Raw genomic sequence first — 24,263 nt, 5'->3', positions numbered from 1 at the left:
GATTAACTAAAAAAGAGTGAGTACCGAAAATAGCGTCGCTAAAACGCAACTGACGGTAATCACTCAATTAATGTCAAAACTCTTGATTAGGACTTGACCGTGACGCCCACTTTCCCAGCTCTTTGAGTTGTGGTTTTGCACGGACAAGGGTTCGAAAAACTGAGCCGTGGCTGTACAAATCCACAATTCGCCGTCACGTTTTGCTTCGGATGTTTGGGGAGGAAGTGGGTGCACTAACGTTCCGAGATGTAATTTAGAAACTGCTTACCAAACTCGGAAGTACCAGATTGCCATAAGCCCTGCTCTGACATCGTAACGTGAAGCGAATCATAAACAATTAAGCTCCTGCTTCGCAGGTCCGAAACGATCTGATCATAAAAGGCTCGTTTATCAGCTAACTCTGGAAAAGCCTGCGTAAGAATTGTTGCTTTTCCCGCCATGTGATAATTTGGTCTATTTTCGCCAAAATATTTTGCGGGATCACTCAGAAAGGAAAGTATTCTTAGATGCCATTCATTGAATTCATCAATATATGCTAAATACATGAGTTTGATGTTCTCATCAATGCTTAATTTGGGAGTATTAGAAATGGCGTTCATGAGAGCAAGTCTTTTTTCCGCCTGATGAGTTCTCATCGCAATATTATAAGCATGTAACGTGATCGTCAGGAATTCTTCATTTCCCCCTAATTTCTGGATGTCATACCCTTCTTCTTCAAGCTTTTTTAACCTAGCATCCATCTCTAATAATACTTGTTCCCTTCGCTTTGACGCTGGATCAGAGAACGCGACACTGAACAATTCGGAGAGGACTCCACCTGCCGCAGGTATTGAACCTATGCCCGCTTTTACAAGTGCATAGCCTACTTCTTTCATCTTTTCTTTCATTTAATAACACCCCAAATTTTCTAGAATTATAACTTGATAGAACCCCAAAAGGTCATAAAAATGATAATATCTCAAATTTTTAACTCCAATGGATCTAAAATTTATAAGAAAATCGATTTAAACGGTTCTCACAGCCATATTCGGTTGGAAAACTCGTCATATTCTCGGTTTCGACCTTGTTGGGGGCGAATCATAACTTTAATCTTTCGTAAGATGAGTTGGAGTTGGTTGTAATTGTTCTTCCGTCTACCCAATAATAACTCCCCCCATTTATCCCTGAGCTAACAGAGGCTACTACGCCTTGCTTACAGCCCTTGGAGTTCGTTTCTTCGTAGGCTGCCACTTTCCCCATGCTTTCAGTTTCTGTTCAACTACTCCACCATGCCAATAGTCCACTTTAAACTGCTCCGCCTCTTTCTTAGCAGGAGCCGTCAAGTCAGATGTAGTCACCAAAAGGGAAAGAATGCAATCATGATTTCGCTTTGCACCTACTAATTCTCGCACAGTCATTACAGGAACAAAATTGTGATCTGCGTAGCACTTTGCCTGTACAGCAATCTTTTCTCCTCGTTTGTCTATAATGACAAGGTCTACTCCACCGTCGTTACCTCCAACGCCAACTTCCTGAACTGTGTAGCCTTGATCTCTAAAGTACAGAGCAAGAATACGCTCAAACTCCGCTCCATTCAGATCGGCCAAAGGTATTGTTAACAATATTTCATCAGGCCTGCATGTCTTTGACGATCTTTGAGTGTTTGCGAAAGCAGCCTTTTTCGATCGGCTCTTAACTGTGGAAGAACTCCTCCTCTTTCTCTTCTTGCTCGGCTGCATAAGGCCAGAAATCACTCCAAGCAATATGATTCCAACAAAAAACCATATAATCTCTTTCATGTCATCCCCCACCACGATGTATTTCTAATAAATATATTACAACAAATGGTAACAACTTCCTATGACAAAATAGAGAAGCATGTCGAACAAAGCAGATTCAGTCGGCAATTACTTCGTCATTATGCGAACCTGTAGTAACAAAAAGAGCCAGTACCGTGAGAAGCGTCACAATGACACAACTAACGGTACTGACTCAATTAACGACAAAAATCTTGGTTCTGACTAGACCGTGACTAACCCCTTTCCAGCCCTTAAGTTGTGGTTTTGTATGGACAAGGGTTCGATTTTCCGAGCCGTGGCTTGGTAAATCCACAATTCGCCGTCGCGTGATGCTTAGGTTGTTTGGGGCGGTGGCATGATGTCGGAGAAGGATCTCCCCTTTTCTCATCTTTCAGTATCCTTACTGATCTTCTCTACAGTAGGAAAGGAAGCGCACCCTTAAGTCAATCTAAACATGATTGATCACAAAAGCTTTATTTGACAAATAAATTCTTCAGCCAATTCCAAAGTTTTCGCCAGAATCCGAAATTACGTGATTCAAGTGCGTCATAGTAAGCTTTTCGCCGCAACTCCTCTGCGTATCTTCCAGCCTCTACTTCCTCTGGTGTCCACTGACCCGCCCAAATGATGTTGCCCTGCTTTATAAAGTAGTGTGACTTACAAGCTTGCTGCCAGTTTCCGATTGAAGGGTACAGTGACGGTCCTAAAGGTGTCTCTTTTAAAGACCATTCAGTTGGTCCTAGGGGAGTCCGTATCTTTGAACCACAACCACAAGCACACAGATGGGCAGCAGTGCCAAATTCCTCCGATAAATAGAGCACACCTTTTTCCAAGTCTTTGGGCATATATTTAACATGCTGTAATCTAATCTTCATCGGACGACGCACCAACTATCTTCATGTCAGAAATATCAAACAATAAATGGTAGTAGGGTATTTCCTCCGTATAGAATCCACGCAACTGTTTAAATCGAATAATAGCCAAACAAGCATTCAAAGCATTTAGTTCACCGATCTGCACATTAGTCCTGTACATGTCTTCGGGAGTATCCTCAAGTTCTGCCAAGCCTTTCTCGACCACGTTCTGTCCGTCTGCAGCAGAGTAATAGGTCGTTCGGAGCATTCCTTTTAGAGACCCATTTTTCCGATTAAGCCCCATACCCACGTCAATAAAAGGGATCCTCAATGAAATTAGAAGATCAAAAATACCAGCACGTGAGGTTCCTTTATCGACACATACAAAAGCAAAGGTCACACCTTCAAGTTCAGTAGTACTTGTTTTATCGATAAACTTTGCCTCTGAATTCAGTCCCTTTCGGAAGTTCTCGTAACGCGAATTGTAAACTTCTGATTTGAGCTTGCCGAGTTCGTTCAACTCAAGCCTTCCCGGAGAACGGAATGCGTTATGTACGTAGAAGCGGTCTAGATCAAAAGTCCGAATTTCTCTAACTGGTGTTTTGGCGAGGAAGTCGAGAACGTATGCTCCTGTTCCCCCGAGACCAATTACTGCGATAACATCATCCTTGAACTTTGCGGAAAGATCTCCAATCTCCGCTCTGGATGTGAGCGTATCACTCAATTTGAATACAGAATCGGTTCCCTCCTGCTCAACAGTACGAAACGTGTATGGATTGGCACCATGAAGGTCGATAGCTGGTCCAGAGATTATCGCGACATAACTTTCTATCTTTTCAAAGAAATCTCTAAACCCTGTATTATTGGGCTTGTTTGAAAACGAGCGTTCTATGACAACATCGCTACTGGCTTCACTTAACACAAGCGAAATGGGACCACCAGCAAGGTTGGGAATTGGATTCCCGTCAAGATTGTATGGAACTGAACCCGCAAAATAAATCTGATGATCTTCCTGGATAACTTTATTCTGATCAACGAATACGAGCTTGGTTACAATCGCACCTATCTTCAATTCACGTTGATTGTCCAAATATGGTATGTCTCGTATGACCAGATAGTTGTTGTCAAAGGCGACAGCAAAACCATTCCTCACCAAACGCGCTATATCATCATTATGATTGACCAGTCTCTGAAACACTGAAGACCATACCTTCTTTCACTTTGACCGATCCCCCGGGAGGAAGTATTCCTTCCGGCTTGTTACCGTGGCCGTTCTTGTATTTAACGGAGTAAGTGAGCTCTGGATGTTGTGAGTAATTCGGAACCTCTAGCGTGACTACCTCAGCATATGTAATTTCACTTTTTGGCCATTCGTGAGGCGTCGCCTCTACGATGATTGTAATTATCTTTTTGTCTTCTACCATAAACTTCTTACCTCCTTGAATTGATTTATGTAGTTCATTTCAGTTGTTAGCAAAGTAGCCTAATGAGTGCTAATGTAATCATACGCTATTATCAGAAAATTGTAAATACTTTTTTCGAACATACGTTTGAGATACATTAAACATTTCATACGCACAGAAGTTAGTAAAAGTATCAAACTATCAGAATATTATACCAAGAGATTAATAAATTCACATGAAGGACCCCTGTCCGCTTTAACCATTGTGGTTTTGTAAGGACAAGGGTTCATAAATGCGAGCAGTGGCTGTGCAAATCCACAATCCGCCGCCATGTTCTGCTGGCATTGTACATAGAAGTGGCGTAGAGACGGGAGTTATCTGTACCCTCTCCGCCTCTTCCCGCCAGTTGAAGAAGAACCATACATTATTGCTAGCCCTGTAATGGAAAGAACAGCAATTAAAATAAAAGAGTACATTAAAAAGTACAAACTAACTATTCCAATGACGACACCGAAGGAAATAATTAATACTGAAATCCATGGACGCATATCGTACTCTCCACTAAGTTCTAGTGCATTATAAATTGTCGACAAACTTAACATGACCAACGAACCAACAGCCACACAACTTTCTAGCATAACAATTAGATATTCCTTTGTATTGTGCAGATAAAACACAAGATAATCGATGTAAGTATTAGGAATGGTACTAGGTTCCGGTAAAGTTAATATACCTTTTAAAGAAATGTATGAGACTAATATTGCTATTACAACAAGTATAAGGTATGCAATCTTGCTATAAAAAACCTCAAGTGAGCCCCATATTGACTGAAAAATGCTATACAAATGTTCATCCTCCAAACCTTTTATTGTTTGCTTCTAGCCTGTGCTAATACTGAACCAGCCAATGACTTTGTTTTAGCACTCGAAGCGGCACTCCTTAATTCATTGGATGCTTTCGCAGCTAGTGAAGAACTACTGATTTTCTTAGAACTAGATTTCGCCATAATATCACCCCCTACTAATATTTACATTCAAATAGACTAAGTAAATTATCAGGATTTTCTCTATCAGCAACAGTTTTAATATACTTATTGCCATATCGACTTGAAGCAACAATAACGTCTACCGTACGCCCTCCTCTACTTACAATAAAGGTCCATTTACCACTTTCAATTCCCTCGATTGCCTGTTGCTGTGTAATGCGCCATGAAGAACCATCAGCATTTTGCCCACCGATATGTGTTATTCTCTCGTGCGAGTTGTAACGATCACTTTTGTTTATACAAAGAATTTGATGTCTTGCTGCCATAGAAACAGCCTCCCTGGTTTCATGATTTGGTAAAATTATATATATTAAGCTTGTTTGCACAAGATATATTTGTGTTGAATATCAACTCAACATCTATCTTGAAAAAATGGGGCAGTTAAAAAGAAATCTGCCCACCAAAATCTTCTTTTGAATTATGTATTTTGCCCATATCATCAATATATAATAAATTTAGCGAGTGCAAGCGCACTTTCAATGCAGAAATTGTTACCTTGAACATATCCGCAATGTTATATAAATGGCGGAATGTTATTTTATTGGTAGTTTCCTTTAATTCATTAATGGTTTGTATAATAATTGGCCTAGGCATTAAGAGACACCCAGCGAACATGTCAGCCTGTACTTCTTCAGGGGGCTTCTTAGAAAAGCTCCGGCAATAATAAATTTCCTCGTCTTCAATTGAAATTGCCAACTGACCATGAAATTTATCATCTACGTGCAAGACCCAATGCCCGAGTTCATGAGCCATTGTAAAATGCATTGTACCAATCTTTTCCTCGAATAAATCCCTACAAGATTCATTCATAACAATTTTACGCTTCTGGGGGAAAATTGCTGCCATTACCAACCCTGATGGGTCAAAATGATCGATTACATCCCATTCAATGTCTAAACCAAAATGAAACTCAATAATCGCATCAACTGGTACTTCTATTGAGGAACTATCCGGCGAACCAATTGGAAATCCATATTGCATTAAAATTTTCTCGGTTATTGCTTCCATCTGTTCGAGAGAAATGAAAGGTACCTTAGCCACTATCTGCTATTCCCCCTTAACATTGCCATCAACAATACGATGGATTGCTTTCCATTGCTCGGGAGAAATATTTTGTACTTTTCTCAAAAAGGCTGGGATTTCCTCATTTTCAGAAATAACCTTCTGAAAATCACTCGGTATCTTTTTCGCAGCAAGTATCATCGTGTCAGGATCAACATCCAGTACTTCAGCTATCTTGAGTATTTTATCCTCCGCTGGGGGATCCATGGTGCCACTTTCGATCTTACTAATATAAGTAAAATCAATACCCACGAGTTCAGCAAGTTTTCGCTGACTAACCTTTCTTTCTTTCCGAAGGGATTTTAGCATTTCGCCGAAATCACTCATAGAACACACTGCCCTTCTATATTTAGAATATTACAGAATGTTGAGTTGATTGTCAACACAATTATAATTCTTAATTTAAATTATATCATACAGGTTGAATTAAGACACTTAAAAAAGCGTCAATACCATCAAAAACGTCATCATGACGCATCTGACAGTACTGACGCTTTAATGTTAAGACGGTTGGTTTCGCTGCTGGATTTTTCCTTTTCGTTTACTTAAAACCCAAGGTTGCCTGAACAAGATTTCAGAAATGAGAACAGTCAATCACATAGTAACTATGCCAAGCCATAATCCCCCACAATGTTAAGTTTAGCTTTCAGTGGGAGGCTAGACCGTACCTCCTCTACCTTTTCTGCGCTCGCAAAGCCGCTTAAATCAAGGTTATTTCACCTCTAAAGAATGACGCTCTATCCATAATGTTAGAGGACGAAAGCGTTTCTGCTTTCGTCCTCTTGTCTGCCCTAAAGCAAAAGGATAAGCCTTAACTGCGGCTTATCCTTTTGCTACTCGCGGTCTAAATATTCCGTACCTTGAACGCTTTCCAATCGGACGCAACGTGAAGCTCCGCGCCGCTGTCGACCGCTTTGAAATGCGCCTTGCCACAACGGATTTTCAAATCCTCACGCCCGCGCAAATTCAGCTCGTTTGTGCTACCCTTCGTTTCCAGGATGAAGTACAGCTTTTTCATGCCGTCTATCTCGACGTAAACCGCCCAATCCGGGTTGTATGTGCCTATGGGCGTATCAACCTTGAAGCGGCTCGGCAATTTCAAAAACATCTTCACATCCGGGTCGTCGTCCAAGTCAAGAGCAAAAGGCTTTTCAATCGTCGTGCTGTCGTAAATAATGTAGTCATACACGCTATTTTCGACGGCTACGGCATTACGGTCAAGGTTGGCGATAAGTTCCGTGGTATCAAAAATCTCCTGCACAAAGTATTCTTCGCCATACAGCTTCTTGTAGCTGATACCGTCGATTGCGAGAGTACGGCGTACGTTAAGAATGATTTGCGCCGCATTCTCAATAAACATCTGAGGATTGTTTAGAAATTCACCAAGCCGCCCGCTTTGCTTCAATATCTCGCATACCGTGGCGCGTTTCGTCAAGGTTTGTTCGCCTATGATGGCAAGAATATTCGGTAAGGATGAATAACTGTCCGCAAGGTCGGCGGTTTTAATACCGCGCTCGGTATAGGTCACACCCGGCTGCTCAATATGTATGTCCGCCGTCTGCGTGATAACCCTTGCTTTTGGTATTGGCTCCATTTTTTTAAAACCATCGACGCTGCGGCGCACAAGCTCGTTTTCGTCAATCTTTACCCGGTAAACCGTCTTTTGCTTTATCTTACCCCACAACTCCAAAAACTCCGGCGACACGGTCACTTCCTTTTTCAAGCGTACTGTAACGTCCCGTGAAGCGTCGCGGATTGGCGGCTTTGTATCGGTGCGGCGCAGAATTGCTTCAACCTGTGCCCTCGCGCTTTCAAAAAGCGGCGGCAAATCGAGCGTACCGTTTTGCAGGGCGGTTTTCATCCCGTCCTTTATCTTGCCGGACTTTGCGATATAACCCTTTTCTTCAAAGTGACTCAAAAGCCCCTGCGCGTCGTCATAGGAAATCGTGTTCTGCACAACGACTGTTTTTGTCGCGTAAAGCTCTGTAATCGATCCAGGCGTGATGCTTCCCTCGCGGGCGATGATTTCTATCGCTTTTGTTTTCGCTTTTTCAAGCTCCTGCGGCAATTCGACGGCTGCCACTGTGGGCGCATCGTTCTTAATAAAGCCCTCAACCGCAAGGTGAGAAAGCAGCGTTTCGGCTTGCTCCTCCGTCAGTGGCTTTTCCTCGGTTGCGGTTTCTTCAAACACCATACCCCTGAACAGGTCAAGCTGCAAAACACCAAACTTAATGCCTGTTTCGTCCTCAATTTCCTTTTGTAGCGTGTCGGCAAATTCCGCAAAGCTCTCGTTCGCCATAACGTGCAACAGGTTAATATTCCTATCCTCGATACGCTCTCCATCTTGATTGACGCAAAGGCGTAAGCCGCGCCCTACTTTCTGCCGGGCGGTTAGCGTGCTTTTCTGCTCAATGAGCGTACAGACTTGAAACACATTCGGGTTGTCCCACCCCTCTTTTAGTGCGGAATGTGAGAAGATAAAGCGTAGGGGGCAATCGAAAGACAACAGCCATTCTTTGTCTTTCATAATTGTGTTGTAAGTATTGTAGTCATCCAACGTGTCGCCTTTGGTATTTTTGTAAATCCCCTTTTTGTCCTGCGAAAAATAGCCGTCGTGAACGAGCTGCGCGTGGGCAGAAAAGTGGCTTTTTAAAGCAGCGTACTTCGGTAATCCCATCAGCTCGGTATAGATTTCCTCAAACATCTGCGCGTAAACGCCTTTGCCGCCGTCCTCGGCGCGGTACTTCTTTACCTCGTCGATAAAGAACAGGGACAGCACTTTAATGCCCTTTTCCGTATAGCGCAGTTCTTTATCTAGATGCGCCTCTATTGTCCGGCGTATCTGTGCCTGCTTTATCAAGGTTTCGTCAATATCACCTATAGCTTGATGAATCCGCACAACTTCGGTATTGGAGAATTCAATCTGCTCCATTTCGGGGGTACAGTCAATGCCAGAGATGGAATATAACCCTCGTATAATTCGCGGTTGCCGGACAGGGCGAACAAATCCGCACCCGGTTTTACGGTAACTGCCTTGCGGCTCATCTTGCCGTCCTTGCCCTCAATATCCAGCTCTATCCGCGCCCGGAAGCCATTGTCATTGGAAACGGAGAGCAGCCGGATATAGGGACGATTAAAGCCACCCACCACTTGGTTAGAGGATACACAAATTTGCTTGACAAGCCCCATTTGGTAAGCGTCAACAGGAGTTAGGCGATAGAGCAAATTGACCTTTTCCCGATGAGTTGCGGAATAGCGGAATACGCACAGTGGATTAAGGGACGCGATAGCGTCCTTTGCCTTTTGGGTGTTGTCCACACTCTGTGGCTCGTCAATGATGACGATGGGGTTTGTGTCCTGTATAAAGCGGATAGCCGCGTCGCCGTTCAATCTATCCTGCTGCTGATGGATAATATTCTCCGCTTTTCGGAAAGCGTCGATATTGATAATCATGATTTCAATATTCGCGCTGGTGGCAAACTGCCGCACATCGGACAGATTTGTGCTGTTGTATATAAAATTGCGGCAGGGGACGTTATCATACAGGGTCGCGAAATGCTCGCCTGTGATTTCAAAGGATTTATACACTCCCTCTCGGATGGCCACGCTCGGTACAACGATGATAAACTTGGTAAAGCCAAATTCCTTATGCAGTTCAAAGATAGTTTTTGTGTAAACATAGGTCTTACCCGTGCCGGTTTCCATTTCGATGGAGAATTGCCGCCCCTGTAAATCCGCCGTCAAAGGTAAGGCGTTTTGCTTTTGCACAGCACGCATATTTTCGATAATGTCCGCGTCGCTGATATATAGGGCGTTGGAAACGCCAACGCTTGCGAACAACTCCATCTGCCCGCCGCTTTGTTCCATGCTGAACGTGGACGTTCCCCGCTGTTGACCGTGAAAGAGGGTGCAAACGGCGTTTACTGCGTCGGTTTGAAAGTCTTGCTGCTTGAATTTTAGTTTCAAAACGTTCCCCCCTTTACACGATCTTCAGCTCAATGCCCTTGTTTTCCAGTAGATAATGGGCGTTGGACATAGCAGAGTTATCCGCAAGGGCATCTTCCGCGATAGCAATTTTTTGCGGCTGATATGCCGCCATTTTTTCGATATGCCCGGCAGTAACCCCCGGCTGCAAGCAGATAAGCAACCTGTTATCTGCCACGGCGCAAACGGTCAAGCCGTCAATATCAAGGGCGGTTACGTTTTCAGTCAGCGGGTAGCCCATTTTCAGCAGGATTTCATAGACCAGATCCGTATCGCTGCGGTCAGCTTTCAGCCCGTCGATATTCCCGTTCATGCGGTTTAGAAGCGTATCAACATCGTCGCCCTCAATTGGTGTGTCGTCCCAAAGCTTCATGTTGGAACTATCCAGCTTGAACACCTTAAAGCCAATATCAAGAGGTGCCTTGTCACCATCAAAGGCAATCTGACCGCCGTCTGCTTCAAGGATTTTCTTTCCGGCGCGGCGGATACGCTCTTTGCCGATTTCACAGATGTTTTGATACCCGGCATTGAATGCATCGCTCTTCTCGTCGCACACTTCGGGAAGCTGCACGCAGATAAACCGGCGGTTACCGCCGTCATCGGCGTTAAGCTGCATAACCGAGTGGGCAGTTGTTGCACTACCGCTGAAAAAGTCAAGAATTATGTCGTCTTGATTTGTCGCCAGTTTCACAATACGTTTTAACAAACGTGTCGGCTTTGGAGTGTCAAATGGTACACTTTCAAACAAATCCTTTATTTCTTTCTTACCTTCTTGATTGTGTCCGACTTCATTATATCTCCATATTGTTTGACATGCCGTTCCTTGCTTAACTTCGGTCAAAAAGCGCTTCAATGCGGGTACATTGTTACCATCCGATCCAAACCATACGCGATTATCTGCAATCATTTCATTCATTACTTTTTCGGTATATACCCAACATCTACCCGCTGTTGGATGATGCTCTTTCCCATTTGGTGCCCGCAATACATAGAATTGGCTTGCAGTTCCATGCCCGCCTTGGGCTGTTGCATTCTCGGCTTTCCAAGGGCCTCTTGGATCGTCATCCAAATTTTTATATCTGGCGTTCATTTCTTCGGTGCGCTCTAACAAATTGGGAAACCATAAATCTTTTCTTTTAGCATAAACAAGAATAAAATCATGGCTTTCAGAAAACCATTGTACGGCATTTTGGGGGCTGTATCTTTTTTCCCAAACAACTGTGTCAATAAAGTTTTCTTCTCCAAACACTTCATCGCAAAGTTTACGAAGATTGGTAACCTCAACATCATCAATAGAAATGAAAATAACCCCATCATCACGCAAAAGGTTAGCGGCAAGCCGCAAACGCGGGTACATCATATTCAGCCAGTTGGTATGATACCTCCCCATTGTTTCGGGATTGCTCTTGGTGGTCTGCTGTGTCACCTCTTTATACCGCGCCAGCGGGTCGGCAAAGTCGTCTTCATACACAAAATCGTTGCCCGTGTTGTAGGGCGGGTCTATGTAAATCATCTTGACTTTGCGAAAATAGGACCTTTGTAGCAGCTTCAAAACCTCTAAATTATCGCCCTCAATATAGAGGTTTTGCGTTGTATCAAAGTTTACGCTTTCTTCCGTGCAAGGGCGCAGCGTTGCCGTGCTGCGCTTTTGTGCAAGGCGCAGACAATCGCTTTTGCCTTTCCATTTGAACTCATATTTTTCAAAATCGTCGGTGATATACTCGCCACAGAGGGACAGCAGTTTGTCAATATCTAATCTAGCCTCGGTAAAACACTCCGGGAAAATTGTTTGCAGCTTGTCCCGCTGTGCCTGCTCTATATCCATGCTCATGCCGTCAATTTTTTCAGTCACTATTTGTTTCCTCCGTCCTGTTTTTTCGGGCGTTTATATCCCCTATATTTACCGCTTTTTATCCTTGCATCCTGCGGTTTCTGCGTGTCGGCGGGCATGACCCACGATGCGCCAATTTTATATGAGCTTTTAATTCTTCCGTCCCGGCATAGCTCCGATATGCGCCGTGGGGTAACGCCCCACAGCTTACCCGCCTGTTCTGTCGTCATAATATCCATAAAATCGCCCCTCGCTCGGCACAGTTTCATATGGAAGAATTATAGAACATTTGCGGAAGTATATCAATCCGCGATGTGTTTTTCTTTTGCTTTCCAAAAGCACTCTATAATCAGCGATGAAAAATATATTTGAAGTTTTTCACTCAAAACTTTGGCAAAATCGGCTTGTAGTAAAAGGGGGGAACACATGGAAAACCGAAAACGGGATTTTCAAGTTATCGTGCGCGTGACAGAGCAGGAGCGACGGTTTATAGATGTAGATTCGATTCTTAACATAAATATATTTCAGAATCTACCACCATGCTAACCTGCCCGTCCCTCAGTAACAACATCAAATCAGACCACTGAAGATTTCCCTTTAACTATAACAATTAAATCCTTGCCAAGCTTAAAGAAAGCATTTGACATCGCAGAACGAATCCGACTAGCAACAAAAAGAAGAGTCTGTACCGTCAAAAGCTTCACAACCACACAGTACTGTGTATATCACCAAAATCGTAAAAGCTCAGATCATAAACATGTACTATAACATTGAAGCCCAAGGATATCCTCCTTGGGCTATTCTCATTTGGAAGGATAGTTGATATGAAGGTAGCCAAACTCATTCTAGACAAGATCAAAGAAACTTTTGAACACAACGGAAACATTCTGATCGAACAAGAGGGAACCAACGTCTGGGTGATGGCCATCGCGATGGTAGCGTTACCCGATGGTATAACGGAGGAGGGATAATTACTGTAAGGCTAGTATTAAGGACCACCGACAGGAGCGGAACCAATCCATACGTCGATGGAACGGACGCCTACGTTTGCGTAGACGTAATAAGCGAAAAAGTTGAATTTGCAAGGGAGGACCTCTGGATAGACGGTCCTCCCATTTTTCATGGCGGCACCGTCCCCGCTGCGCTCGCCTGGGTGCGGGAGCTTGCCGAACCGTTCTACCTCCAGCTCAAAGACCCGTTCCTGGACTCAGAGCAGCGGTTCGCCCTGAATGGACACGACGAGGATTACGTGCTGCCAAAAGAACATGAACCTACAAATCCGCCTAACTCTTTCAACCCCGAAGACATCGACAACTGGAACTAACCCTGCAACACTCCATCAAATGTAAAAGTACCGTCAAAAGCGCCACCTAGACACAACTGACGGTACTTTCAGAAAACTTGGTTGGAATGAGATCGTATCGAACCCCTGTCATCATTCATTTTTCCAACTCGTGGCTATGCAAAACCATAATTCGCCGTTCCATACTACTTCGAGAATTGAGAAGCTTCATAAGTCTCAAGAAACCATCATGTACTTGACTCAGAGGTAGAGAAAGTCAAAAAATCATGATCCAACAACTTTAACTTGAGGGATCTACTAAAACCATCTAATCCCGCGTATATAGTTTCATGATTAATATTCATTTGTTGTAGTTTATCCCATGAATCCAGAATCAAGCGTTTTGGGAAGACAAACTTATGGGCAACGTACATGCCTTCGCCACCAATCTTTCCATCTGATAAATTGTAGCTCTCCAGTATGGTGCTTAAAGTTTCATTGTTTCGATTGGGGACTAAAAACAAACCTTGTTGTCTTCTAATCCTCTCGCTTTTAGAGAATGGTTCAAACACTCTTACAAATGAAGGAGTTGTCTTATCCGACGAAAAAGCTAATGATCGATCGTATTGTGCTGATTCTATTCGTTGATCATCAACTTGTTTTAAAGCTTGGGGATTCAATGCGTAAATACAGTAATCATCTGTCGCGCCATCCAATGCAAAAAAAGCAGCAACATACGGGGAGAATGTCCAATCTATTAACCTCGTAGGTGCTCCATGATGTTGCATAAGAGACCATGCTTCTAGCCGGTACCTCGCAATTTCTTTGTATTCACTGGATTCGGGTTCGTAAAGTTTGTGATTGGAGTATAGGTTATATGAAGATGTAAACTCCCTGAGCAATTTCATTTCATATCTGTTGTAGCCAATTTTGGCGTCCATCCCAATGTCTTTATAAAGTTGCTTCACCTTGCTAAATTCCCTGTACAGAGAAGATTCCAACTGCCAGCCGCTGTTCGCCTGTCCTCTAAAAATCCATTTCCCCCTTGAGAATCGAAAAATACATTCTTCATACTCAGCCCAACTCTTAAGTGTATACTCATGCCACATATGCACGTAACCTCCTATCTAGACCATTATCATGTGATACCTCGCTACATCTTCCTATGTAAAATAGTACTACAGTCAAGTGCATTCTCCTACATCACAAACTATTTTTTCATGTCCAACCAGTAGAATTGGCATGGGAGGACCTCTGGATGGATGGTCCTCCCATTTTTCATGGCGGCAGCATTCCCGCCGTGCTCGCCTGGGTGCGGGAGCTTGCCGAGCCGTTCTACCTCCAGCTCAAAGACCCGTTCCTGACGACGGAGCAGCGGATCGCACTGAACGGACACGACGAGGACTACGTGCTGCCGGAAGAACAGAAAGAATCGCCCTCCCCAAAAGTGATCAATCCCGACGACTTCGACAATTGGGGGATCTAGCCCAGCAACATTCCCTTAAAAGCGAAAGTACCGTCAAAAGCGTCACCGTGAAGCAACTGACGGTACAAAAACATGTAAATCATTTCTTTTCCCTGGCTCCTTTGATAGGGGTGTTGCCCTTGATCTTCGACCTCATATAAGCAATATGGATGACAGACGGCATAGTTACCCTATACTCAGGACCCGCGATAGATAATAGTGCTAACATTCCCGTTACTGTCAAGCCAATTGGCCCAGCGAATCTTGAGACTCCCTTCATTATTTTAGCGTTTACTCCAAATGATAACCCTTTTCCAAATATACTTTTTGCGACACCATTAGCGACACTAAGGATAATTTTGTAACTTTTAAACCCCTCTTTCCTTATCGCTAATTGTACGGCTAACAGAATGGCAGGTAGAGTAAATTCCGTTAAATCAAAATCCATAAACCGGCAAAACCCTTCTAATTCTTCAGGGGACATTAATTCCAAAGAGTCGGAAAGCACCTTCTGCAACAAATCACTTTCAATTGCTTCTGTCGAACTTTTCTTATCATATTTGACCTCAAATTTATCGCAAACATCGGTAAGCACTTCCCTGTATAGAACCCCTTCTCCACCACGTAAAAATGTCACAACCGAGTTTGCCCCGAAGCGTTGAACCTCCTCGGCTATTAAATCCCAATAAAGCTTGTGGTGGGGTTGATATTGTATGTAGCGGCTGTTCGAACTCAGTCCTTCTGCAAAGCGCTTATTGCCATCATAATCGTACACCAAATATTTGATAAGAATATCCAAATCTTCGTTACTGGCATTCTCCAAAAACATCAAATCTACATCCTGCCTATAGCCCAAAAAAATTACCCCCTTTAGTTTTTCGATTATTACTTCACGATGTCACAACTATCTTCGAGAGAATAATAAACACGAAATTGACGGAACTAATCCTATTTATTGAATTGGAGTGATCCCAAATGACCCTTTTACTCAACGAAAAAGAAAAACGCTCACTCGCCACAGTCATCACCGAACGGATCGACGAGCACTTGTCCCGATTCCCCTACGCCAGATACCCACCGAACCGCTGGAAGAGTGGCGGCGAATTTTCTGCGATCCGAAGAACGTGCCGACTGAGACACTCAAGCAGGCACTCGGCTGGCACTTTGGAGGCTGGCAACGCAAGGACCTCGCCCTCGCCCACCGCAAAGCCATCTTGGAGATCGTCAAGGCGTGGCCCGAGTTCGCGGAGACCGCCGCACACGACCCAGAACAGGCGTTTGCCTTCTGGGAGAGAAAACTCCCCGCTTGGCATCACGGGTTCAGCGCGACAGCATTCCTGCTGCACCTCCACCGACCGGACGCTTTCGAGATCGCGGACCGGCACCGGCTTGACGCCATGTTCGAACTGCTCAAGGCCATCGACCACTCCGACAGAGACCGCGCAAACAACCTGTCGCTGACCGACCTTCAGGACTACACCGCGTTCTTCCGTGCCGTTTTCCCCAAGCTTCCTTACGGTAGCGAATCCCGAGTCAAGCTCGACCGATTCCTTAAAATGTACGGCAACCGCCATGCGTACAAGCACGTCACCCAGGATTTCAAGGCGAAGGAAGCGGCAATAAAGTCGTTTTCTTGGGAGACCGTAGCCTCGAAACGGTTCAGGTTCGGGCAGATCGCAAACCATTCCAACGCGGATGTCCTGTTCGCCTGCTTTCTGCTTACGCTCGAAGCCGAAAACCATACGCTTGAAGACCTGACCATCGGCGACGTCATCGACCGCCTTCCTCTCGGTACCGGAGGGCTCTGCAACCCGGCCAGCTTCAACTACGCGCTAGTGTCGCTTTTTAGCGGGCAAAAACAGCGCGATTTCTGGATATTCGAGAATCCTGAGATCAAGCACGCCTTCACCGAGCAGGCCAACAATTCGACGCGGGACATGCGCTTCTACCTCAAGTACACAGCGGAGAAAATTTCCGTCAATCCCAAGTACGTGAGCACGAAAGGGTGAGAATATGGACAAAGACCGAGCCGTAAATACTAACCTGATCGAGCGGGAAGACGATCTTCTCGAACAGATAGACGCCTGCCAGCAGATCCTCGCGGCGACGTGGCGATTTCTCCGCGAAACGGACGAGCCGATCCACCTTCCTGCCCTCCGGCGACTGATGATGGCCCTCCGAACTGTCGAACGTAGCATCGACGACGAAATGCTCGACGTCAGGCTTGAACTCCTGCAATTTGCCAAACCGCCCGCTGGCGGCACTCCCGGCGCGAACAAGGCATTAGAGTAGACGTCTACGTCTACATCGATGCCGACATCTACGATTTTGTTTACGTTGATGTCGAAACCACTACATGCCAAAGGGAGTGAATTGTCATGAGAAAGAGATCGTTTAGCTTTAGCGCCATAGCGGCGCAGGCAAGGGAGAACCAGCAACGTAACTTAGAGGAGGAACTTTTCCTCTTCACAGAGGAGGAGAGCCTCGACGTGCCGAACATAACGCAAAACTTCGGCAGCGAGGAAGAATCCACGAGTACAGTTGCACAATTACACGGAATGAAACTGAACGTCGACACCGAAACGACAAGGCCACGAAAAGCCATTCCGGTCAACAAACCCAACGAAGTCGCGCCACCGGACCCCGCTGTGCGGCCCAAAATTGCGATGAAACCCGCCCCGATACCGACCGAACCGGGAACGGAAAAGCCCGCGCCGCGTCAACCAACCGCCGACGCCAAGCCGAAGCCATCCGGCAAGCCGGTCGAGCCGAAAGCCATGCCTTACGGTGAACGGTACGAGCGGATCACGACGTACCTCGAAAAGCCGCTGTTCCGCCGCGTTCACGACCTGCACAAGCTCGGCGCAGTCAACAAGATCGCGAGCCTGCTGAACGCCGCAGTCAGGGAATACCTCGACCGCCATTATCCAATAAAGTAAAAAAGAATTGCCCGATTCCTCCAAGGGGATCGGGCACGTTCAGTTCGATTTCCGCTTCTCGGCGTCGATCGTAGCCATGACGTCTTTCGCCATTTTACGGATCAGTTCAATCTCCTCAATGCTTCGTTCCTCCAAAAATGATGAGAGTACTCGGAGGGATAAGCGCTTCTCTTCAAGCCCCTTCCCCAGCTCAAGTTCACCGAACCGGAAAGCGTCGATCGGCTCGGCATCCAGCGCCGTGACGATTTTCTCTAAACTCTCTAATGAGATATTTCTTTCGCCGCGCTCTATGCCAGCTAGGTAGGAATCGGAAACACTTCCCGCCCGTTCCGCAAGCGTAGCTTGGGATAATCCCTTCGCTTTCCGCAACGCTCGGATGCGCTTTCCCACCAAAAGTTTCAAGTCCGACACAAAACCACCATCCCTTCTACTCCGATGGTAGAGAAGTGCATTCCTGACTAGAAGAATACTAAACTATCATTTTGTATTGTATTTGCACTTATAAGTTCATATAATGATATTGTCGTTTATTGCCATTTTCTGTTTGTTGGAATATAGGACTCAGGATCTATCTATTTATCTATTCTTGCGGGGTGAAATCAATGCGAAAAGTTTTAGCAATATGCCTATCTACCGCCCTGCTGCTCAGCGGTTGCGGACAAAAGCAAATGTCAGCATCAACAGATTCAAACCAGCAGCAATCAAAACCAACGGCGTCCAATGTCCAAACTGAAAAAACTGCAGAAACGCCCACGGAAAAACTCCAGAAAAATTCCAGCCAAGAAAACAAAGACGATACCCTAGTTCAAGAGCCATCATCACCTTTTGAATGGGTACGCGACGAAAATGGAGAAGCAAAGGGCATAAGTGTCATTCTCAATAAGACAGGAGTTACACCCAAGAGAAACATTTACTTGGACATGCGAATCAAAAATATGACAGACCGAGTAATAACTTTGCACCGCAACCACTTTCAATTGAAGACTGCGGATGGGCAAATCCTTGATACTACTTTGGAGGACTCTTTTACATCAGGTGAAATAAAGCTTGCCCCACGGGGGCATATCGACATTTTCAAAGTCGCTTTCAACGTTCAGCCGGAGAAAATAGACAGCGTCGCTTTAGTTGATTCCAGAGACGAGCCCTTAAGCTTCGTGAAATTCGACGAAAACTCAAAAAAAATAGAGGTTACGAGCAAAGAGACACCTGTTCCTGCGGAGGCAAGTACCAAGGCAGATGGCTTCTTGTACGACGAATTGGTTAACAGCTATGAAAATATGCTTATAAGCGCGATTAATCAAGAGGATTTTTCGTTGGTGGAACCGATGCTGCTCAAGGGAAGCAGTCTTTACAGGGACCAAAAGAAGCTGGTCGAGGATCTGAGCCAAAGGGGAATCAAGGAAGAACTCGTTCAATACGAAATCAAAAATACTGAGAACGATACAGAGAGTAAAACGATGTACATAACCGTTCGGGAGGTCATCAAAGTCAAGAAAAAAGACGGCGAGTCGACCAACGAGTACACCTGGGTTTACACCGTCAAAAAGAATGATGAGGGTAGGTTCCAGTTCAGCGACATACGCAAGCCTTAACGCGGACATTCGAAATACCCTAAACTAAACCACGAGGTGACGAGCATGAAAGTTTTAGGCATCATTCTCATTATACTGGCTGTTGCAGGCGGAATCATGGCATCGCTGATGTTCGGCGACATCGGCATAACCACTTTCATCGGCTCCCTCACTTCCCTCTTGGCCGGGCTAGGGCTGCTGAAAGCGAACAAGGAGATCAAAGCACTAAAAAGCAAGTAGGATTTTTGACGATGACCTTTTCCGTCTTGTGACAACAAACCAAGGAGGCTAAAAACAAATGAAAAAAAGACTCACTGCAATACTCATTACCCTAATGCTGCTCGCGTTCGCCATCCCGGCCTACGCGGTAGACAGCGTCCAGACGCTGAAACCGGATGTCGATCCGGTAATCGTCAACGGAAACACGCTTGTCCCAGTTCGCGCTCTCGCCGAGTGGATGGGCTTCCCCGTCAAGTTCGAACCCAACACTCAGGCCGTCAAGGTTGGCGACATGCAGCTGTACCAGAACACAGGCGCCAATTCCGACAGCTTCACCTACCCGCTCATCCTCTCGATCGGCAAAATGAAAGCGAGCGTCAAAGGTGCCAGCAAAGAGCTGGAAGTACCGCCGATCATTTGGAACGGCAGTACGCTGATCCCGCTGCGGTTCTTTTCCGAATCGCTCGGTGCGAAGTTGTCATGGAACGGCGACACGAAGGAGATTACGTTCGACTACCAGGGCAAGAAAGCAAAGCTTGTCGTACCACCACAGTCCGATGATACAACAGCCAGTCTTGAGGCGACGGTGAGTCCCCTCATCAAAACATACCAGTTCGAAAAAACGGCGATGAACGGGCCTTTATACAAGGAACTGGAGAAAAGCCCGACTAAGTACAAGGACAAGCCCGCCTATTTCTTTGGCCAAGTCTTTCAGGCGATCGAAGATAGCGACGGTGCGACACTGCTGCTACTGGACGTCAACTTCGGGGGAACCCAGCAGCTCGTTGCTGTCATGTCCGCCACGAGCATGAACGACGTGCAGGAAGGCGATTTCGTGAACGTCTACGGCATCTGCTCCGACCCGTATACCTATATAACGAAATCGGAGTATAGAAACACCGTCCCTGCCCTCATACTCACCGAGTATTCCAAGCGAAAAGTTACCGCCGACAGCGGGACTTCCGCAACACAGCAGGGAGCAGACACTGACTCCTCCGTAGGGGACTTTTGGGCGAAAAAGGATCTTCAGCAAATATCCATAAACCTTAAAGGGGATAAGTTAGAGCTGGTGAGCCCTACCCCACCAACCAGCGACATTCAAATCAAGTCCATTCAGATCGAAAGTTACTCACTCGCAGTCACAGCACCTGTACGTTACGGAACAAGAGACAATAACGGAATACAGTTTCCTTTCTCATCCTTTACTGACAAGAACGGAAACGTATTTCCCCCTAAGGACAAGCAATTGTATTTCGTCAAAGTTGTGACACAATCCAGCGAAATCACAAAATTTGTGCAGTACGACAAGAACGGGGTAACGAAGTTGGATGAAGAGTTCGGTCGCCATTTAAACCGGCTGCTCGAAGTCGCGAGCGTACAGCAGGGATCGCTGATGCTCCATTTCGATACGGACCGGGACTTTATCATCAGCAAAGTGGTCGTTGACGGAGGATACAAGTCTGAACCCAGTAAGCCTCTGCTTGTCTCCCGTTCAACCGGCAACGTTTCGATCCAACTGAGCGACTTGAAGGATTCCGGCGGCAATCCGCTTTCTGCGGTCGACAAGAAATTCTGGCAGACGAGCCATAATGTCACCGTCTCGACCATGTACGGGGACTTCACTTACAGCTTTGACTCTGTAGCCATCAGCAACACACCAAGACTCAATACAGCAGACCCTACTCCATTCATTAAGAATGATCCGCCCGATGATTCAAAATCAAGGCTCAATACTGCCGGTAACTAACTGAACTAGACTGGAGTAACTCTGCATGGTCAAGATCATCCTTGCAATTGGATTACTTTTCTTCTATGTAATAGACCTTCTTTCTGGGGGATCGCTTTCGAACCATGTACAACGCACCTCTAACTGGGTAGGAAACAAGCTAGAGCATCGTGGCGTAACGAGCCGACAAAGGGAGCCGAACATGGACGATGAAGTGATTAACAACATCAATGCCGCAATCGACGAGAGGCGCAAGAGCTTGTATCAACGTTACAAATAAGACCAAATTTCGCATGGGGGCTGAGGGCAATGAGCATGGAGAACGGTTTGGAGAGCATTTCGAAGGTGCTGGAGTGGGCGTACGAGAAGGCCGTAACCGGAGGGATACCGGGGACGGATTCCGCCTACGAAATGGCGGACGAGTACATGAAGCAGGAAGGTACGCTGACGGACAGGGTGAATTCCCTGATCCGCTGGCAAAACGCCAAATGCGCCACTTCCGGCTTCATAACGGGGCTCGGAGGACTGATCACATTGCCCGTAACGGTTCCTGCAAATGTGAGTTCGGTCATTTACATTCAGCTTAGGATGATCGCTGCCATTGCCATCATGGGCGGGCACGACATCAAGGACGATAAGGTCAAAACGCTCGTGTTCGCCTGCCTCTGCGGCAACTCCATGGTCGACGTTCTGAAAGACGTGGGCATCCAGGTCGGCAAGAAGTTGGCCGAACAGGCGCTGAAAAACCTTTCGTACGAAGTCATCAAGAAGATTAACGCCGCCGTAGGCTTCCGGCTCGTGACCAAGTTTTCACAGGCAGGTCTTGTAAACCTGTCCAAAGTGATTCCGCTCGTCGGCGGAATGGTAAGCGGGACGATCGACGGCATTTCCTGCAATATTATCGGTAATGCGGCCCGGGATACGTTCATCCAAGAGTCATAATCTCGAATAATCGCTGGCTTACATAAACCGCTCGCATTGACTTTTACATGCTCGTGGACTATCGTCTTTACTTTTGATGGTCACTGGTTGAAACCTAATTTTTTTTCAATTTTCTATGAAATCAATCCAATTTTAGAAGCGAAAGTTGCGTCGATTTTACGCAACTTTCGCTTTCAATGTCCGATTTATTTGTCCGAGCGGGCATCTTACGATAAAATTTGTTATGCTTGATTGGGAACATTGCGACAGATAGGAGATGACGTTGTTGTCCAAACCTTACTACACTATGAAGGACATCGAAAATAAAGCAAAGACACTCCCTCGATCGACGTTCAAGGGAAGGGCAAATGAAGCAATCCTTAGGATTGGAAAAGATTTTGGCATCGATTATGCATCCCGAACAGTTATATCCGAGCATCAAACAATAGTGTATTCTTTCACCGAAGAAGAGCGAGACTTGTTATCCGTTTTACTGAGCGTTTCCAAAAACAGACCTCTTTGGCACGGAAACAAACAGGTAGCCAACGTTAGAGTAAATGAGATCGTTGATTACCACCGTTCGCTCCTTGACGCAATTGAGTATTTGCCCAAATCGCTACAGTCCAAAATAAAGCAGGACGAGCGTTATCATCACGCAGATGAGATCCAAGGCAGCGTACAGCGCTTACATGCCTTAGTAGACAAACTCGAATTTCTTTTCTACATGTCCCCGGCCAAAGTAGGAGTAGAAATGCTTCACATCATTGAAGACAAAATCAGCGACTTCATTGAGCAATATTGGAAGGCATTGTCCGAATATGAGAAGGCAATGGCACTTGAATTTTTCGAGCATCAAAATATCACTCCAACAAATGAACAACTCCAACAGCAAATAAAGCAGCAAGCAGAAGAAAAAACCAAGGTGATCGTGAGTGGAAAAGACCCTGAGGTTCATCTTTTGGATAACTTGATCGGTTCGTTTTTAAGGCAAGCCTTTCAAAAAAGCAGGAAAAATGAATCCCTTTCGAAGTCCTAATTCCTGGACTTCGAATTTTTTTGCAATTTAGGCTGTAAAAATCAGTTTTTATTTTTACACAAGTTTTTATTGTTTTTTGAAATTGCTATTATGATCGTAGTCGAGAAACAACAAGATCTCCAAGTACACCTCGGCAAAAGATAATTGATAAATTAAGGCCACCAAAACACTGTTCCTTGAAAACTGAAAAACGATTCGACGGGGTATAAATCACCTCTAAGGAACGATTTAAGGACTCCGGTGAGTCAAGTCGATTTCAATACGCCTTGCACGTTATTATCCAAGTATTTTTATGTGTTTAATATGTTTTGTTTGGAGGAATATATGGTTATCATTCGCGGCCCCTAAAGATCGTCGTTTTTCTAAACTCCTTCAATTATTGATAACTAAATCTACTTACTAATGAGGAGAGAATACTATGGCTAAAATTATTCGCCAACCCGAACGTCCTGTTGGGAAGTGTCCAGGTGCTATCATCGATGTTACTGAAGAAATTAAAACATCCCTCAAGGGAAGGCCTTATAAAGCCATCACATTCAGCATGGTGGTTGAGTTCCAGAACTTTCTGTTAAACGTCACTCAGTCCATGCCCATGATGTGGGGTGATCGGGATCTTCTCGCCAAACTCGCAAAGAACCTTGGCGTCTACCCGGAGATCGGCGAAGAATTCCGAATCGAAGAACTCTTCTACGAACCGATCATGATCGATTTCGAGGAAAAAGAGTACAACAGCAAACTTTACAGCAATGTAATCGAAATGCAAGAGCTAGAGAATATCCGACCAAATCCACTTCTGAAAAATTGGCTATCCGAACAAAAGGAACTGAGAAGCAAAGCTGAGTCAATCTTTGACGATGGCGAAGTTGAAGAGAAAATCGTTGGTGAAAACTCCCCGAAGGCTTTGGCAGGTCACGAGTCTCCGTTTGACGAGAACGCGGAAGATTCTGACCAACAAGATGAGGCATCTAGCAGCAAGCCTCCTCTTACGGGTCCGAGAAGTGGGTTCCCTATCAAGAAGAGAGTTTTGAATCCCCAGAATCCCAACCAATCTCGCAATAAAAATTACAATACAGACGAAGATGACGACTCGCCGTTAAACTTTTAATTTTCATGCCCTAACGGAGAAATCCGATAGGGCGCATATTAC

30 protein-coding genes are annotated in these 24,263 nt (G+C 45.3%); 12 read left to right on the top strand and 18 right to left on the bottom strand.

The window, feature by feature from the left end; all coding sequences use genetic code 11:
• Nucleotides 1-233: 233 nt before the first annotated feature.
• The 14 genes from G519_RS0118880 to G519_RS0118820 all read right to left on the bottom strand — a co-directional run bounded on the left by G519_RS0118880 (nt 234) and on the right by G519_RS0118820 (nt 12,196).
• Entirely contained in the window at nt 234-887 is a 654-nt protein-coding gene (locus G519_RS0118880; protein WP_029196036.1) for a hypothetical protein, read from the bottom strand.
• A gap of 294 nt (nt 888-1,181) precedes the next feature.
• Nucleotides 1,182-1,778: a restriction endonuclease gene (locus tag G519_RS43625; protein ID WP_036633407.1), complete on the bottom strand. Its 597-nt coding sequence runs from the start codon at nt 1,776-1,778 to the stop codon at nt 1,182-1,184.
• Nucleotides 1,779-2,251: 473 nt separating this feature from the next.
• Nucleotides 2,252-2,653, bottom strand: a complete 402-nt coding sequence (locus G519_RS0118870) for a DUF6527 family protein (RefSeq protein WP_029196035.1) — start codon at nt 2,651-2,653, stop codon at nt 2,252-2,254.
• The gene (locus tag G519_RS0118865; RefSeq protein WP_029196034.1) at nt 2,643-3,830 is read right to left on the bottom strand and encodes a ThiF family adenylyltransferase; all 1,188 of its coding nucleotides are present in this window, start codon (nt 3,828-3,830) and stop codon (nt 2,643-2,645) included. The genes G519_RS0118870 and G519_RS0118865 overlap by 11 nt, the downstream gene beginning before the upstream one ends.
• Entirely contained in the window at nt 3,805-4,056 is a 252-nt protein-coding gene (locus tag G519_RS0118860) for a multiubiquitin domain-containing protein (protein WP_029196033.1), read from the bottom strand. Before G519_RS0118860 ends, G519_RS0118865 begins: the two co-directional genes overlap by 26 nt.
• Before the next feature lie 353 nt (nt 4,057-4,409).
• On the bottom strand, nt 4,410-4,880 hold the full coding sequence (locus tag G519_RS0118855; protein ID WP_029196032.1) for a hypothetical protein: 471 nt from the start codon (nt 4,878-4,880) through the stop codon (nt 4,410-4,412).
• A 20-nt stretch (nt 4,881-4,900) separates the two neighbouring features.
• The gene (locus G519_RS51310) at nt 4,901-5,041 is read right to left on the bottom strand and encodes a hypothetical protein (protein WP_164826753.1); all 141 of its coding nucleotides are present in this window, start codon (nt 5,039-5,041) and stop codon (nt 4,901-4,903) included.
• 14 nt (nt 5,042-5,055) lie between these two features.
• A complete protein-coding gene (locus G519_RS0118845) occupies nt 5,056-5,346 on the bottom strand; it encodes a DUF3892 domain-containing protein (RefSeq protein WP_029196031.1) in 291 nt (96 codons plus the stop codon).
• A 115-nt stretch (nt 5,347-5,461) separates the two neighbouring features.
• On the bottom strand, nt 5,462-6,121 hold the full coding sequence (locus G519_RS0118840; RefSeq protein ID WP_029196030.1) for an ImmA/IrrE family metallo-endopeptidase: 660 nt from the start codon (nt 6,119-6,121) through the stop codon (nt 5,462-5,464).
• A gap of 6 nt (nt 6,122-6,127) precedes the next feature.
• Nucleotides 6,128-6,469, bottom strand: a complete 342-nt coding sequence (locus G519_RS0118835) for a helix-turn-helix domain-containing protein (RefSeq protein ID WP_029196029.1) — start codon at nt 6,467-6,469, stop codon at nt 6,128-6,130.
• A 517-nt stretch (nt 6,470-6,986) separates the two neighbouring features.
• Nucleotides 6,987-9,074, bottom strand: a complete 2,088-nt coding sequence (locus tag G519_RS43620; RefSeq protein WP_208860895.1) for a restriction endonuclease — start codon at nt 9,072-9,074, stop codon at nt 6,987-6,989.
• Complete coding sequence (locus G519_RS51625; protein WP_208860894.1) at nt 9,020-10,108, bottom strand: DEAD/DEAH box helicase family protein; 1,089 nt, start codon at nt 10,106-10,108, stop codon at nt 9,020-9,022. The genes G519_RS43620 and G519_RS51625 overlap by 55 nt, the downstream gene beginning before the upstream one ends.
• A 13-nt stretch (nt 10,109-10,121) precedes the next feature.
• A complete protein-coding gene (locus G519_RS0118825; protein WP_029196028.1) occupies nt 10,122-11,978 on the bottom strand; it encodes a site-specific DNA-methyltransferase in 1,857 nt (618 codons plus the stop codon).
• Nucleotides 11,978-12,196 (bottom strand): MerR family transcriptional regulator, encoded by a 219-nt coding sequence (locus G519_RS0118820; protein WP_029196027.1) that lies wholly within the window; start codon nt 12,194-12,196, stop codon nt 11,978-11,980. The genes G519_RS0118825 and G519_RS0118820 overlap by 1 nt, the downstream gene beginning before the upstream one ends.
• A gap of 585 nt (nt 12,197-12,781) precedes the next feature.
• On the opposite strand from G519_RS0118820, the gene G519_RS50290 reads away from it, so the two are divergent.
• On the top strand, nt 12,782-12,928 hold the full coding sequence (locus G519_RS50290; RefSeq protein WP_154669589.1) for a hypothetical protein: 147 nt from the start codon (nt 12,782-12,784) through the stop codon (nt 12,926-12,928).
• A 17-nt stretch (nt 12,929-12,945) separates the two neighbouring features.
• Here G519_RS50290 and G519_RS53020 read toward each other — a convergent pair whose 3' ends face one another.
• Entirely contained in the window at nt 12,946-13,080 is a 135-nt protein-coding gene (locus tag G519_RS53020) for a hypothetical protein (protein ID WP_268633524.1), read from the bottom strand.
• A gap of 407 nt (nt 13,081-13,487) precedes the next feature.
• Nucleotides 13,488-14,348 (bottom strand): FRG domain-containing protein, encoded by an 861-nt coding sequence (locus tag G519_RS0118805; RefSeq protein WP_029196026.1) that lies wholly within the window; start codon nt 14,346-14,348, stop codon nt 13,488-13,490.
• Nucleotides 14,349-14,497: 149 nt separating this feature from the next.
• Here G519_RS0118805 and G519_RS0118800 point away from each other — a divergent pair, with 149 nt between their 5' ends.
• Nucleotides 14,498-14,725, top strand: a complete 228-nt coding sequence (locus G519_RS0118800) for a hypothetical protein (protein WP_029196025.1) — start codon at nt 14,498-14,500, stop codon at nt 14,723-14,725.
• A 79-nt stretch (nt 14,726-14,804) separates the two neighbouring features.
• Here the strand turns inward: G519_RS0118800 and G519_RS0118790 are convergent, their stop codons facing one another.
• Nucleotides 14,805-15,560 carry a DUF3944 domain-containing protein gene (locus G519_RS0118790; protein WP_029196024.1) on the bottom strand — a complete coding sequence of 252 codons (756 nt, stop codon included), beginning with the start codon at nt 15,558-15,560 and terminating at the stop codon, nt 14,805-14,807.
• Between the two features lie 268 nt (nt 15,561-15,828).
• On the opposite strand from G519_RS0118790, the gene G519_RS43615 reads away from it, so the two are divergent.
• From G519_RS43615 to G519_RS0118775, 3 genes are all read left to right on the top strand, one after another.
• A complete protein-coding gene (locus G519_RS43615; RefSeq protein ID WP_244280154.1) occupies nt 15,829-16,713 on the top strand; it encodes a hypothetical protein in 885 nt (294 codons plus the stop codon).
• A gap of 4 nt (nt 16,714-16,717) precedes the next feature.
• Complete coding sequence (locus G519_RS0118780) at nt 16,718-16,996, top strand: hypothetical protein (protein ID WP_029196023.1); 279 nt, start codon at nt 16,718-16,720, stop codon at nt 16,994-16,996.
• Between the two features lie 86 nt (nt 16,997-17,082).
• A complete protein-coding gene (locus tag G519_RS0118775; protein WP_029196022.1) occupies nt 17,083-17,643 on the top strand; it encodes a hypothetical protein in 561 nt (186 codons plus the stop codon).
• 39 nt (nt 17,644-17,682) lie between these two features.
• On the opposite strand, the gene G519_RS0118770 is transcribed toward G519_RS0118775, so the two are convergent.
• The gene (locus tag G519_RS0118770) at nt 17,683-18,054 is read right to left on the bottom strand and encodes a helix-turn-helix domain-containing protein (protein ID WP_029196021.1); all 372 of its coding nucleotides are present in this window, start codon (nt 18,052-18,054) and stop codon (nt 17,683-17,685) included.
• A gap of 191 nt (nt 18,055-18,245) precedes the next feature.
• Here G519_RS0118770 and G519_RS0118765 point away from each other — a divergent pair, with 191 nt between their 5' ends.
• The 7 genes from G519_RS0118765 (at nt 18,246) to G519_RS0118735 (ending at nt 24,221) form a co-directional block, all read left to right on the top strand.
• Nucleotides 18,246-19,235 carry a TcaA NTF2-like domain-containing protein gene (locus G519_RS0118765; RefSeq protein ID WP_029196020.1) on the top strand — a complete coding sequence of 330 codons (990 nt, stop codon included), beginning with the start codon at nt 18,246-18,248 and terminating at the stop codon, nt 19,233-19,235.
• A 45-nt stretch (nt 19,236-19,280) separates the two neighbouring features.
• A complete protein-coding gene (locus tag G519_RS50285) occupies nt 19,281-19,454 on the top strand; it encodes a hypothetical protein (protein WP_154669588.1) in 174 nt (57 codons plus the stop codon).
• 58 nt (nt 19,455-19,512) lie between these two features.
• Nucleotides 19,513-21,180, top strand: a complete 1,668-nt coding sequence (locus G519_RS0118755; RefSeq protein WP_029196019.1) for a stalk domain-containing protein — start codon at nt 19,513-19,515, stop codon at nt 21,178-21,180.
• Between the two features lie 25 nt (nt 21,181-21,205).
• Nucleotides 21,206-21,439 carry a hypothetical protein gene (locus tag G519_RS0118750; protein ID WP_029196018.1) on the top strand — a complete coding sequence of 78 codons (234 nt, stop codon included), beginning with the start codon at nt 21,206-21,208 and terminating at the stop codon, nt 21,437-21,439.
• Nucleotides 21,440-21,468: 29 nt separating this feature from the next.
• Nucleotides 21,469-22,101, top strand: a complete 633-nt coding sequence (locus G519_RS0118745; protein WP_029196017.1) for an EcsC family protein — start codon at nt 21,469-21,471, stop codon at nt 22,099-22,101.
• A gap of 265 nt (nt 22,102-22,366) precedes the next feature.
• On the top strand, nt 22,367-23,116 hold the full coding sequence (locus G519_RS0118740; protein ID WP_029196016.1) for a hypothetical protein: 750 nt from the start codon (nt 22,367-22,369) through the stop codon (nt 23,114-23,116).
• Between the two features lie 418 nt (nt 23,117-23,534).
• The gene (locus tag G519_RS0118735) at nt 23,535-24,221 is read left to right on the top strand and encodes a hypothetical protein (RefSeq protein ID WP_029196015.1); all 687 of its coding nucleotides are present in this window, start codon (nt 23,535-23,537) and stop codon (nt 24,219-24,221) included.
• Nucleotides 24,222-24,263 lie beyond the last annotated feature (42 nt).

Origin of the sequence: Paenibacillus alginolyticus DSM 5050 = NBRC 15375 (assembly GCF_000422905.1) — a bacterium.
Taxonomy (GTDB): domain Bacteria; phylum Bacillota; class Bacilli; order Paenibacillales; family NBRC-103111; genus Paenibacillus_E; species Paenibacillus_E alginolyticus.
The sequence above is the reverse complement of the archived record's forward strand: the minus strand, read 5'-3'. Positions and strand labels throughout refer to the sequence as shown.